Genomic DNA, 13,135 nt, shown 5'->3' with positions numbered 1-13,135 from the left:
AGCGGACGAACCACGCCCATCTCTCCCGCCACGAAAAGGAGTTCATGCCCACCCACTCGAACTAAACGATCACGTTCGGAAAGCGGATGGCGTCTCAGATCAAGGTCATGGGAGACGATATGAGAGTGGAACTGCGTCGAGCCGACGGCGGGGTGATCGCGGTCGAGGTGGTGGGTGAGCCGGACGCGCCTGCGGTGCTGTTCTGCCACGGGTTGGCCGACTCCCGGCTGGCCGCGTACGGCTTCGCGGGCGCGGCCCACGCCCTCGGACTGCGCCTCATCGCCCCGGATCGCCCCGGCATCGGCGACACTGACGCCCGTCGCCTGCCGCGGGTAGTGGACTGGGCTGCGGAAGCCACCCTGGTCCTGGACGCGTTGGACGTCGGCTCGGTGGCGCTGCTCGGCGTCTCGGGCGGCGGAGCGTTCGCGGCCGCCTGCGCGTCCGAGCTGCCTGACCGCGTCCGCAGCCTGCTGCTCATCGCGCCCCTGGGCCCGCCTGCCTGGCCCACCCGCGGGATGGCAGCCGGGCAGCGCGCGTCCTTGCAGATCGCCCGGCACGCTCCGGCCTTCGGTGGCTGGTTTCTGGGCCGCCTGGCCACGCTGGCGCGCCGGGCACCAGGGCTGTTCCTTCGCCTGGCGACCAGCGAGATGCCCGCCGGCGACCGGCGTGCCCTCGCCCAGTCGGACGCACGCGCGGCCTTCCTGGCCAACTACCTGCGAGCGTTCCACCGCGGCAGCTGGGGAGTCGGGCAGGATCTGCGCGTGCTGACCCGACCCTGGGGTTTCGACCTCGAGTCGATCAGGGTGCCCACGTCGATCCACCACGGGGACGCCGACACCACCGTCCCCCTCCAGCACGCCCGCCGCTTCGCCGCCGCGATACCGGGCGCACGCCTTCACATCCATCCCGGCCAAGGCCACTTCTCGATCCTCACCGCACCCGAGCAGACGCTGGCGACACTCGCCGCATAGCCGGTCGAGGCGCGACGCGGCAGGTGCAACCGGCGGCTGACGGCATGCGGCTGGGACACGACCGATCGACTGGGCCCAGCCCGGGTTCTTCCTGCTGTCGGCCGACGCCGCCCTCGGCGTGGGGAACGCCGCCGGCCGCGAGGCAGTCGATCACGGTCGGCCCGCGCACCGTCGTGGTGGTGCAGTCCACCTGACGCGACCCGCCGCGTTGTTATGGCGGATCGGCGCACGGGGCCGGCCCGGTAGGAGTCCGGGCCGGCCCCGTGTGGTGGGGTGGGTGTGAGTTACGGCGCGGGGACCTCGTCGAGGATGCCCACCGCGTCGGTGCCCGGGGTGACGACGAGCTTGCGGGTGAGGGTGTAGGAACCGCCCGCCGGCACGTCGACGTTGAATCGGCTCATCACCCAGTTGCCCGCGGCGTAGACGTCGAAGGCGCCGGCCGGCGTGCCGTAGACGAGACCGAACACCTGCGGGTCGGTCCCGGTCATGCCGATGTACGGCTTGGTCGGGGTGTACGCCGCCGTCGCACCCGGCGCGACGATGCCGGTGCCCGGGATGACACTGGCCTGGCCGGCCGCGTCGTGGTCCATCGCGTCACCGGTCCACACGCTGAGGGGAGCCGAGCCGGAGTTGCTCAGCTCCGTCGAGACCGTGGCGAAGTTGTCGCCCGGCTTCAGCGTGTACGTCGTCGTCGCCGTCAGACCCGTGAAGCCATTGACCGGCCCGGATACCCGGACGACGGCCTTGTCGCCGGTCGCCTGGACGATCTTGACGTCGGTCGCCCCCACCGTCCGGACGTCCCACGCGTTACCGCCGGTCGGCTGGGTCGCCGAGACGTAGGGCAGGTTGATCCAGTCGAACTGGTCGGCCATGCCGCGGACGGCGATGTCGACCGGCTTGCCGCGAGTGCTGCCGGAGAGCTGCGAGTCGTTGAAGGCATCGGCGATCGCCATCGAGAGCTTGTCGTTCTCGAGCATGACGTCGCCGTGGCCTGCCTCGACCAGACCCGAGCCGATCTGCTTGCCGTAACTCGCCTCGACCTTGACCGGGCTCAGCGCGACGTCGGCGACGCCGCTGCCCGCCGCCGGCACGGTGACCTTGTCGGCGGCCGTCTGGTAGCCCAGCTTGGACACCCGGACGTCGTACTGACCGGCCGGGGCCTTGACACGGTACTTGCCCTGGGCGTCGGTGCTCGTGGTCGCGACCACCTTGCCGTCCTGCTCGAGGGCGACCCTGGCACCGGAGACGGCGGCGCCGTCCGCGGTGATCGTGCCGGCCGCGCGAGCGGCGTCCGGGACGGCCTCGTCGTGCAGGTCGATCTCGTCGGCCCACTTCGCGATGTTGCGGGTGGGGTCGCCACCGGCGGTCGCGTAGTCGGTCAGGTGGTAGAAGCTGAACTGCTTGGTGGCACCGGGCTCCATCGTGGCGTCGTAGTAGAGACCCTCGATGTAGCCGTACGCACCGACCGCGGCCGGCCTGTCCTGTGCCCAGGCGAGACCGTGGGCGGCCTGGCCGTTCGTGGTGGCCGTGTCAGCACCGACGTAGACGTAGTTCCCGGTCCAGCCCGAGGTCTTCAGACCCGGGTTGGTGCCGCTGAACCCGGGGATCCGGCCGTTGTCGACCGAGCTGTCGGGGTCGATCATGTAGTTGAAGTAGCCCTGGTAGCCCGTGGTGCCGGTGTTGGTCAGCTTGACCGTCATCTTCACGACGGGAGCGTCGGGCAGGGTCTCGTAGCGGACCTGCGCCTTGATGGCCCCGTTCCCCCGGTGCTGACCGTTGCCGACCACGGCCGCGCCGTCGACCGCGAGGTCGGGCAGGTCGATCTGGTCGCCCGGCCGGTCCCACGAATCGGGCGGCGTGAGGCTCGGACGCAGCAGCATCTCGCCCCAGTCGAGGGTCTCGGCGCCGTTGGCGTCGTTGAGCATGACGTCCGACAGCTCGCCCTGGCCCAGACCGCCGACGCCGTTGTTGCCGCCGGTGTACGGCGTCACGGACGCCCGGACCTTGTCGTTGGCCAGGTAGTAGTACTCCCTGCCCGTGACGACGTCGGTGCGCGTGCTGCCGTTGCCGTAGTCCGGCGCGTACGTCGACTTGCCGGCGACCGGGTGGGTCACCTTGATCAGCTTCAGGTCGGCCGTCTCGTTGCCGGTGGTGCCGACCGTGACGCCGGCCGCCGAGCGGTCGTCGGCGATCAGGCCGCGCTTGGCCGCCGAGACGGTCCAGGTCGAAGCCGGCACGCCGATGCGGTACTTGCCCTGGGCGTCGGTGCTGGTCACCGCGGGGTCCTGACCGGCGGCGACGGCGGTGACCTTCGCGCCGGCGATCGGATCGCCCGTCTCCGGGTCGCTGACCGTACCGGTCACGGTCGCCCAGCGCTGCGCGGACTCGCCGCCCGGCACGTAGGCGTAGAGGTTGCCGTCCCAGGCGCCCGCAACGACGGTGTTGCCGCTGACGGCCGGGCCGGCGCCGACCCAGGTGCCGGTCTCGTGGTTCCACAGGATCTGGCCGGTGTCGGTGGCCAGGGCGTAGAACTTGCCGTTGTTGGCGCCGACGAAGAGCGTGCCACCGGCCACGACCGGGCTGGACATCACGCCACCGTGGTAGATGTCGCCGGGCAGCACGCGCTCCCAGAGGACGTTGCCGGTCTGGGCGTCGAGGGCGACGACGGCGCCGCTCGGGAAGCCCATGTAGACGACGCCGTCCTTGACGGCCGCGGCGCTCGGGGTCGAGCCGCTCGAGACGAGCGAGGAACGCGGGCTCCGGTAGGTCCACAGCGTCGCGCCGGTCTTGCCGTCACGGGCGGCGATACCGTTGTTGGAGCCGATGAAGACCTTGCCCTCGGCCGCGGTCGGCACGCCGTCCTGCCAGCCGCCGAGCGACTCGGCTCCGGTCCACTTGCGGGCGCCGGTGGCCAGGTCGTAGGCGAGCACGCGGTCGGCGGTCTGGTTGCCGACGTACACGGTGCCGTCCATGACGGCGGGCGTGCCGTCGCTCATGGTCGCGCCGGACATCGGGGAAGCCCAGATCTGCTCGCCGGTGCGGGTGTCGAGCGCCTTGAGGACGCCCTGGCTGCCGATGCCGAAGCGGGTCTGGTAGGGCCAGAGCACCGTGTGTCCGGAGACGGCCGGCGAGTAGTAGCCGTAGGTGCGCTGGTTGTTCGGGGCCGGCGCCTCCTCGGGCTCGGCCTTCCAGCGCAGCTCGCCGGTCTTCGCGTCCACGGCATAGAGCTCCGAGCCGAGGGTCGGCGCGAAGATCAGGCCGTCACCGTAGGCGAGGCTGCCGTGGATCGACTGCGGCACCTCCAAGTTCCACAGCTCCTTGCCGTTCTTGAGCTGGACGGCGTGGATCCGGTTGTTGCCGTCGCCGTTCTCGTCGCGGGTGCCCGCGTAGACGACGCCGTCGTGGATGACCGGCGACCCGGTGAGGAAGGTGCCGTCGGTGCGGAAGCTCCAGGCCAGGCGGCGGCCGGCCTCCTGCTCCGGCGCGACACCGGAGTGGCCCTCGTTGCCGTGGTGCTGGTCCCAGTCACCGCCGGCGACCGGCTCGAGCGCCGGCTCGTCGGTGAGGGTGAAGTCCGCCGACTTGGTCCAGGTCTTGCCCGCCGCGTCGGTCACCTTCACCTCGACGTTGTGCTCACCGGCCGTCTGCAGGCTGTCGGGCAGGTTGCCCTGCCAGGTGAACTCGCCGCTGCGGTGCAGCGGCCTCCAGTTCTTGTCGCCGGCGATCCGGTAGCGCGCCGAGACGACCTCGTCGCCGGTGTCGTAGGCGTTGATCTGGATGCCCGGGAACTTCGCGGCCGGCACCTTCGAGCCCGGCGCGGGGCTGACGATGGTGAGGTGCTCGTTCTCGCCGTACATCCGGAACGGGTTCTCGAAGCCCGGACCCGCCATGTGGATGTAGCGGAAGCCGCGGGGCGCGTTGTCGATCGTGTAGGAGCTCGACACGGTCTGGATGTGCTTGGCGGTCGAGGCGAACGCCGATTTGTTCTCGACGTGGTTGGAGTGCTCGTGGCCGACCAGGATCAGCTGCGCCTTGTACTGCTCGAGCACCTCACCGAAGGCGTCGTACGTCGACGGCGAGCCGAACGGGACGTTCATCGGCTGGTGGGTGAGGACGACGACCTCGATGTCGTTGGCCGGGTCGTCGTCGAGCGGAACGCTCGCGGCGAGGTCGTCCTTGAGCCAGTTCAGCTCCTCGTCGAACGGCGCCGAGCCGTTGTTCTCGAGCACCACGAAGTGCCGGTTGCCGTAGTTGAACGAGTACCACTCCGGACCGACGTTCTTGCGATAGTTGTCGATCTTGTCCGCGTACGCCGACCCGCCCGCATACTCGTGGTTGCCGACGGCCGGCCAGACGCCGACGTCCGAGTGCTGGGTGCCGCGACGGTACGTGTCGAACTGCCCCTGGCTGGCGTCGTTGGTGAGGTCGCCGCTGACCGCGATGAACCGCAGGTCGGTGCCCGTGGAGTTGATCTCGCGTATCTGGTCGGGCAGCTGTGCGTTGACGTGCGGGTCGGCGATGTTGGCCCAGGAGAAGGTGTCGCCGTCGGAGAGTTCGTCACGGACGAGCGCGAAGTCCGCGGTCGGCGTGGCGTCGTCGGCGAGCTGGCCGAGGTTCGCCCAGAACCTCGGCTCCTTGTACTGGTCCAGGCCGAACCGGTAGCCCCGCGGCTGGCCGGCCCACACGATGTCCGTCTTACGACGGTCGGTGGAGATCGTCAGCGAGTAGGAGCCGTCGGCGGCGGTCGTGGTGGTGACCGTGCCGTCGGAGACGCGCACACCGGCCAGGCCGGCCTCGTCGGAGCTGCGCTGGCCGTCGCCGTTGGCGTCGACGTACGCGACGCCGCTGACGGTGGCCTCCGGCGGGTCGATGGCGGTCGCCGCGTACAGCGTAAGCGGGCCCGCCACCACACTGGAGGCGAGCCCCAGCATGGTGGTGTACAGGACAGCGCGCATGTGCGCGCGTGTCCAGGTGAACACGGACATCGGGATCCTTGAGGGTGCGGGGAGGTGGGTGTCAGGTCAGGAGCGGGGAACGTTCGACGAACCAGACCAGACCGGCACCTGCGACGACGACGGTCGCCGCGACGGTGCCGAGCGTGAGGGCGCGAGCGGCGACCGGCGTGGTCGCGGCCCTGCGCAGGAACAGCAGCGCCGGGAAGGCGAGCGCGATAATGGTCAACTGGGCGAGTTCGATGCCGACGTTGAAGGCGACCAGGTTGGCCAGCATCGAAACCGACAGCGGCCCGTCGATGCTGAGCGCGCCCGCGAAGCCCAGCCCGTGCAGCAGCCCGAAGCCGAAGACCACGGGCAGCCGGTGCCTCGTACTCGTCGAGAGCAGGTTGTCGAGCGCGACGAACGCGATCGACAGCGCGATGAGCGGCTCGACGATCCACCCGGGCACGCTGACCCAGCCGATCGCGGCCGGCACCAGGGTCACCGAGTGCGCGACCGTGAAGGCCGTGACGACCCCGACGACGTCGCGCAGCCGCTTCGCGCCCAGCAGCAGCGCCAGCAGGAACAGCACATGGTCGAGCCCGAAGTACAGGTGCTCTGCCCCGAGCTTGACGAACCGCGGGATCTCACTGAGCAGATCGGTGTGCCCCACCGTGACGCTGGTGCGGGCGGTGTCGAGCAGCGTCGAACCGCGGCTGCCATCGATGTCGTAGACCACCTTCGTGGTGGTGCCGTCGATGACGCCGTCGGAGGGGCGGAAGATGTCACTGCGGACGGTGAGCGCCCCTGACGCCGGGCAGTCGTAGGCGAGCGCGACCCGCGCCGCGCCGGAGTCGGCGAGTTCGACGCGGGCACCGTCCGCAGCGGTGCACCCGATCGAGCCGCGGCTCAGCCGCAGCCGCTCGCCGACGTACGCCGCCACGTCGCTCGCGTGCGCGTCCAGCGAACTGCGCCGCACCCCGGTCGGCACCTCGGCGGCCGTGCCGTCCGCGCCGGCCGCGTCCGGGCTCAGGACACCGTCGAGGCTCAGCAGCCGGGCGAGGACGTCGTACTCCACGTCGACGACGGCCGCGACGCCGTCGCCCTGGCTGCGCAGGTCGACCACGACCGAGGTCTCACGGACGTGTGCCTGCGCCGGAGGGGCGACGAAGAGAACGGCAACAAGGGCGACGAGAAACGTCAGCAGACGCACAGTCGAGCACTTCCGTGGTGAGGGGAACGGCGGTCGGCCCCAACCCTGCAGTGCTCGCACCACACCCGGCAACTAGAGATGACCCAGTTCACCGACCCTTCCACTGCCGGTCACCCACCAGCAGAAAGCCGGGTTTCTGGGCGTCGAAAGCCGGGCTTTTGGGCCCGGCTACGAGGCCCGCGTACGAAGCCGGGTGAGCCCGGCGCCCAGGGCCCACCCGCACGAGGTGAGCATGACGTCGGTGACGTCGGCGGCGCGGCTCAACAGCAACTGGCCGAGCCCGATGAGCAGCAACAGGCCCGCACCCGCCGCGACCACCGCCCCCGCCTGCGGCAGCACCACGCGCAGCAGCCATCCCACGGGGACGAACATCGCGACGTTCCCGACGATGTCGACGATCCCGAGCGCCCGGTTGACGTTGTCCTATTCGTCGTGGACCGGGCCAAGCCTCTCCGCTCCGACCACTCCCGCACACGATCAACGCACCAGGGAAGATCAGACACCTGGAGGTCCGCCGACGAGACCGACTCGGCGGAACCCTGCACGAGTAGCAACATGCCGCCTGACCAGGCTGGATGATGTATCGGCACCCGCAAGACTCTGTCGTCCGATTCCGTCGACTGCAGAAACCGGCGCCCCGCCGCAAGCGGGAACGCACAAAGACGCAGGACGCGGTGATCGGCTCGTGTCCTTCCAGGATCGGGCGACAGAGTCGCACAGGATCGGTAGAGGGGAGGAACAGCACGGCCTGGTACAAGGCGTCTGATCGGGGCCCACGCGCGATCTCGCGCGTGGGCCCGCGCGTCACCGCGAACGTCGCGCCAAGACGGCGGCCAGCACTGCCCCCACCTGGCTCAGGGGCCGGGGCTGGGCCATACCGATATGAGTGGAGGCGACGGGATGGGCCTGCAGGCGCCCGGTGAAGCCGGCCTCCACCGCTCGAGGACTGCCCCTGGGGGGAACCCGCTCTCCGTTGCGGGGAAGTGCAGGATGTCACCTTCGAAGTGTCCCGGTGTGGTGCGCTGGATTGTCCGCTGGTCGTGGCGAGTGTTTTGGACGACCCCTCGGATGTGGTCCTCGTTCAGCTCCTGGAGAGTGGGGATCTCATCCCTGATGATCTTCAGTGTCTCGGTCACGGTGAGCGTGCGGTCGGTGGTGTCCACCACGCGACCCAGGGCGTGCAAAAGGTTGACCGTTCAGAGAAGTGACCATCACTACGACTGTCCGGGCTCTCCGGTCACAGATGGCTGCAACACCGCGGGGGTGCAGCCGATCGGCGAAGCCGAACCGCGTGGCTCGCAGGCGTCGGAGGCACCTCCAGTCCCTCCAGGGGCTGACACGGCAGACCGTCTCACCGCGCGACCACCACGGCCCACTTCACGGAGCACCGCGTACGTTCAGGAGCTGTCCGAGTGAGCAGCGAGTAAGTCCGGCGCTTCCAAACCCCTGGATGTTCGTTCGTGCAGCTCAGGGGTGCTGAATGCGCTGCGGGCGGCGTGCCCTCCGGAGCCGTGTGCGCAGGTTCGAATCCTGCCGGGGGCACCCTGTTTGAGGTGCCAAAGACCCGTCACCAGCGGAAACGCTGAGGCCGGGTCTTCGTGTTTGTGCAGCCGTATGCGGCCCTGAGCGGCCCTATGACGCCGTCTGTGGAGTATGCGTGGACAGGATCTTGGTGCATCGGCCCAGGTCATCGGAGCCCTGCCTGAACCCGGCCGGCGTGGCGTCATGCCGCGCCCGACCGCTCCGAGACGTGCGCCATCAACGGTGTCCCGGAGGACGTCACCGGTTCCGGTGACCATGAGGCCCCGTCATGTCGTGGGCATGAAAGCTCCTTCAGCCGCGGTCTGCAGCGACCGACGGGGCAGCGAAGTACTGGGCGTACCGCGTCCCAGCAAAGTGCTCGCCCAACAGCCGAGAGAAGAGCAGGACCGACGACAGCGGACGGTGGTTCACCACGAGATGTTGCGTCAGTCCCTCTGCGTTCCTGTAGACGACAGCGATGTTTGCAATCGGCTCACCGCCCACCGTCGACGTGTAGTCCTCGACAAAGTCGTTCTCTCCGTACCCGCCGATGTAGATGAAGTCCTGGTACTCGTACAGAGTGCGCGCATAGGACAGCACCGTGCGAACGTCCTCCGCCCCCCGCACGACCCCGTTCAGTACCGAGCCCTCCATCGTCACATCGTCGGCAAGGTTGTCCAGCCAAGGGGGGTAATAGTCCGTGCGCTGCCGCGCCGGGTCGCCGCTGCCCAGATACATCGGTTTCGTCTTGTCAGCCATCTTCCAGCCTTCCCAGCAAGGGGCCGGCTCCTGCTGGGAGCGGCCCTGACGAGTCAAACGAAATAACGCGTTCGACGAGCCGAACCTGATCGCGGACGCCGGCCTGATGCACCTGTCCGGCGGACCGAGCGGTGCGGTCTGCCCGAGCTGGGCGGCGCCGCGGGCGTCGTCGGCCTTGCCCCGCCGCAGCCGCACCGGCCGGGCCGCGTCCTACCTGTCGTCCTCGTCCCGGCCGTCTTCGAAGACGAAAAATGGCTTGGCGCCACGTGCGGGTGTTTCGGCGAGCGCGATGGCTTCTGTGAAGCGTTCGAGTGGGAACGGCTGGCCCTGGGGGATGCTCAGCACTTCATCAGCGACGAGACTGCGAACCTCGGACAGCGCGCGCAGCGCATCCGCAGGCGAGGCAGTGCCGAACCAGCGGTTCAGCCAGAAGCCACGGACTGCTTTGGTCTCGTAGATGACCGAGCGTGCCTGCAGCGGGATCGTCAGCGCTGCCGGGTCAGTCTGCCGATGGGTGGAGAGCGCGCCGTAGACCACGACCTCTCCTCCCGGAGCCAATGCCTGGGATACCTGGGCACCCACCTGGCCCGCGACACAGTCGATGGCCTTGCGCACGCCGGCCGGTCCTGCAATCTCGGCCACACGCTGCAACAGGTCCTCGTCCTCGGTGCAAATGACCTCGTCACCACCAAGCGCCTTGATCTCCTCGACGGCATCGCGCCGCCGCACGACATTGATCGTGCGAATACCCAGATGCCTGGCCAGCTGAATGACGAGCCGGCCGACGGTGGAGCCCGCAGCCGTCTGCAACAACCATTCACCCGGCCGTACGTCGAGTTCGCGAGTCACCAGTAGCAGCGCGGTCAACGGGTTGACGGCGAGCTGACAGGCGTCGGAGTCGCTCAGATGATCGGGGACCGGCAGGAGCCTTCGTGTATCGGCAACAAGGTATTCCTGCCAAGTGCCGGCCACATGCGGCCCGGGTATCGCCGGGACAGCAACGGCCACCACGCGCTCGCCGATCTTCAGTCCCTCGGTATCCGGGCCCAGGGCCTCGATACGGCCCACGCATTCCATGTGACCACCGACAGTGGGAAACTCGGGGGAGAAACCGTAGCGGCCACGCAGCACGTGCAGATCACTGGCGTGAATCGGAGTCGCCTTCACGCGGATCAACGCCTGACCGGCTTCTGGCGTGGGAACAGGCCGGGATTCCAGCCGCAGGACATCGGTAGGCTCGCCGACCCTTCCGGCTACGAGCGCGCGCATCGATTGTGGCATGAGTGACCTTTCGTCTCTCAGCGCCCGACGAACTCGGCGGGCGTTCTGGACAGGAACAATGCCGGTGGCGGCATCCTCGTCGGCGCCCAGGCTCCGGACCTTTCTTTCTCGACGGAGCAGGCCCGTGCGCAGTGCGTCATCGGCGTCAGGCCCCCTCTGGGCCTTTACCGACTCGCCCAGCATGATCATGTGAGCGAGCTGGGTTCGTGCGACCTGCTGAGGTCCGTGATCAGGACCGCTCGCCGCAGGGCACTACTCGAAATTCAGATTATGAATCTGTCATTTCGGGATCGCTACGCCCGGCCCGGGAAAGATTCCCGGCGGCGGACAATGCCGCGTGGCGCGAATGCCCGCTGCGCCGGTTCAGGGCTCAGGAGGCCGCCGGGTACACCTGGAGGCCGTCGATCGAGTCACGCCCCTTGGCGGTGTCCGCGTACAGTCGGGCCTCGACGATCAGTCCGTCGTTCACGGTGAACAGCAGACAGTGTTCGTTCTCCATGGTGCGGCCAGTCTTCGCCTTCGCCCTAGCCCTGACGGGAACGACCACGTGCGACCCGGCATCGAGCACCGTGTGCGCGTCGTAGTTGAAGGTCTCGTAGTAGTGATCGTAGATATCCCGGTAGAAGGCGAGAAACCCTTCAGGCCCATGGAATGTCCCGCCATAAGGCAGGGAGGTGGGGAAGTTGAAAGTCACCTCGGGCGACATTAGGGCCACCAGGTCCGAGGAATCGTTCTCCTCGAATCCGGAATATGCTCGCCAGCAAGCGTCCACGATTGCCTGATTGCGCGACACGTTTCCTCCAGATCGCAGCAGAAATGAGTTGGACTCCGTTCAGCCGCGGTCGGCATCCGACGGGTCGGTACCCGCCGACGGGTCGGCACAGTACTTCGCGTACTCTGTCCCAGCGAAGTGCTCGCCCAGCTTCCGGGAGAAGTACTGGAGCATCGGCAGCGGACGGTGGTTCATCACAAGATGTTGTGTCTTCCCCTCTTCGTTCTTATAGACGACAGCGATGTTCGCGATCGGCCTACCGTCCACCGTCGCTGCGTAGTCCTCGACGAAGCCATTCTCTCCGTACTTACCGATGTAGATGAAGTCCTGGAATTCGTACAGAGTGCGCGCGTAGGACAGTATCGCGAAAACGTCCTTGGCTCCGTGGATGGTCCCGTTGAAGACCCCGGCCTCCAGCGTCACATCGTCGGCAAGATTGTCCAGCCAAGGGGGGTAGTAGTCCTTGCGCTGCCGCGCCGGGTCGCCGCTGCCCAGATATGTCGGTGGCGTCTTGTAGGTCATCTTTCAGCCTCCTGTATCGGTTGAACTTCCAACAGAATGGCTGGACGCAACAGGCGCGGTCCAACGAAAGTCAGAGACTGCCGCCATCTCGTTGAGAGATACCTTGGGGGCTCGCTGAGGGATACTCGGAGGGTGGAACTGCGCCAGCTCGAGTACTTCGTCGCCGTCGCCGAGGAAGCGAACTTCACCCGTGCCGCCGCACGACTGCACGTCGTCCAGTCCGCGGTCTCCACCACAATCAAGAACCTCGAGCGAGAACTCCGCACGCCGCTGCTGGAACGCACCCCCAAACGCGTGCTGCTCACCGATGCCGGTGCTGCCCTGCTACCGCGCGCCCATGCCGCTCTCGACGCCGCCCGGGAGGCCGCAGACGCGGTGGGCGAGGTCCGCGGCGGACTGCGCGGCACACTGCGGCTGGGCGCGATAACCACGGTTGGGCTCATCGACCTTCCCGTGTTCCTCGGTGAATTCCACCGGCGTCATCCCGGCGTGTTCCTGCAGACCAGCGCCGCCCCCTCCGGCTCCCAGGGCCTGGTCGAAGCCCTCCTCGAACGGCGGCTCGACCTCGCCTTCGTTTCGGGGCCCGGACCGCGCCCGACAGGCATCACGCTGACCGCCCTCGCCACCTCGGTGCTCGACCTCGTCGTGCCGGCCGCCCATCCGCTCGCGAAACGCCGCACCGTGTCGATCACCGAACTGGCCGGCCTGGACTTCGTCGACTTCCCCGCGGGCTACAGCAACCGGACCGTTGCCGACCGGGCCTTCGCCGCTGCCTCCGTCCCCCATCGCGTCACCATCGAGATCACCGACCTCACTACCGGCGTGGCCTACGTCCGAAACGGCCTGGGCGTGGCGCTGCTGCCACGGGTCGCCCTCGGCAAGGGACAGGACGTCGCCACGCTGACCGTCGACGACGCCGACCTGGAATGGCAGTTTTCCCTGGCCGCTCCGTCCGAGCGCACGCCCGGTGCTGCGGCACGTGCCATGATCGCGATGGCGCACGAGTTCCTCTGGCAAGGGTGAGCATCGCCTCGGAGGGCGTTGTCACGTTGCCGGTTGGGCGGACGTCTGACGGTGTGTCGAGGCATGGTGGGCCGGGACCTAATGGCAGGCCACGAGGCATCCCAGGAGCGATCGTCTCTGCAACGTCTGCAACACGGCG

9 protein-coding genes are annotated in these 13,135 nt (G+C 68.3%); 2 read left to right on the top strand and 7 right to left on the bottom strand.

The features are described 5' to 3' along the window. Positions 1–125 precede the first annotated feature (125 nt). A complete protein-coding gene (locus tag ACWCP0_RS23320; protein WP_451080734.1) occupies positions 126–971 on the top strand; it encodes an alpha/beta fold hydrolase in 846 nt (281 codons plus the stop codon). 284 nt (positions 972–1,255) lie between these two features. Here the strand turns inward: ACWCP0_RS23320 and ACWCP0_RS23315 are convergent, their stop codons facing one another. The 7 genes from ACWCP0_RS23315 to ACWCP0_RS23285 all read right to left on the bottom strand — a co-directional run bounded on the left by ACWCP0_RS23315 (position 1,256) and on the right by ACWCP0_RS23285 (position 11,973). Continuing rightward, positions 1,256–5,956, bottom strand: coding sequence for an outer membrane protein assembly factor BamB family protein (locus tag ACWCP0_RS23315; RefSeq protein ID WP_451080733.1), 4,701 nt, complete (start codon positions 5,954–5,956; stop codon positions 1,256–1,258). Positions 5,957–5,987: 31 nt separating this feature from the next. After that, complete coding sequence (locus ACWCP0_RS23310) at positions 5,988–7,118, bottom strand: HupE/UreJ family protein (protein ID WP_451080732.1); 1,131 nt, start codon at positions 7,116–7,118, stop codon at positions 5,988–5,990. 168 nt (positions 7,119–7,286) lie between these two features. Continuing rightward, positions 7,287–7,508, bottom strand: coding sequence for a VanZ family protein (locus ACWCP0_RS23305; protein ID WP_451080743.1), 222 nt, complete (start codon positions 7,506–7,508; stop codon positions 7,287–7,289). Between the two features lie 1,443 nt (positions 7,509–8,951). Next, on the bottom strand, positions 8,952–9,398 hold the full coding sequence (locus tag ACWCP0_RS23300) for a hypothetical protein (RefSeq protein WP_451080731.1): 447 nt from the start codon (positions 9,396–9,398) through the stop codon (positions 8,952–8,954). Between the two features lie 210 nt (positions 9,399–9,608). Continuing rightward, the gene (locus ACWCP0_RS23295) at positions 9,609–10,868 is read right to left on the bottom strand and encodes a zinc-dependent alcohol dehydrogenase family protein (RefSeq protein ID WP_451080730.1); all 1,260 of its coding nucleotides are present in this window, start codon (positions 10,866–10,868) and stop codon (positions 9,609–9,611) included. 181 nt (positions 10,869–11,049) lie between these two features. Next, on the bottom strand, positions 11,050–11,451 hold the full coding sequence (locus ACWCP0_RS23290; protein WP_451080742.1) for a nuclear transport factor 2 family protein: 402 nt from the start codon (positions 11,449–11,451) through the stop codon (positions 11,050–11,052). A 60-nt stretch (positions 11,452–11,511) separates the two neighbouring features. Continuing rightward, positions 11,512–11,973, bottom strand: coding sequence for a hypothetical protein (locus tag ACWCP0_RS23285; protein ID WP_099499899.1), 462 nt, complete (start codon positions 11,971–11,973; stop codon positions 11,512–11,514). 132 nt (positions 11,974–12,105) lie between these two features. Here ACWCP0_RS23285 and ACWCP0_RS23280 point away from each other — a divergent pair, with 132 nt between their 5' ends. Continuing rightward, complete coding sequence (locus ACWCP0_RS23280; protein WP_451080729.1) at positions 12,106–12,996, top strand: LysR family transcriptional regulator; 891 nt, start codon at positions 12,106–12,108, stop codon at positions 12,994–12,996. Positions 12,997–13,135 lie beyond the last annotated feature (139 nt).

Source organism: Streptomyces sp. NPDC001970, assembly GCF_053594115.1.
This window is presented reverse-complemented; position numbering and strand designations above follow the sequence as displayed.

Bases quoted from the DNA above. Each gene is read 5' to 3' on its own strand.
- ACWCP0_RS23315 (WP_451080733.1), bottom strand. From the start codon at position 5,956: ATGTCCGTGTTCACCTGGACACGCGCGCACATGCGCGCTGTCCTGTAC.
- ACWCP0_RS23295 (WP_451080730.1), bottom strand. From the start codon at position 10,868: ATGATCATGCTGGGCGAGTCGGTAAAGGCCCAGAGGGGGCCTGACGCC.
- ACWCP0_RS23285 (WP_099499899.1), bottom strand. From the start codon at position 11,973: ATGACCTACAAGACGCCACCGACATATCTGGGCAGCGGCGACCCGGCG.
- ACWCP0_RS23300 (WP_451080731.1), bottom strand. From the start codon at position 9,398: ATGGCTGACAAGACGAAACCGATGTATCTGGGCAGCGGCGACCCGGCG.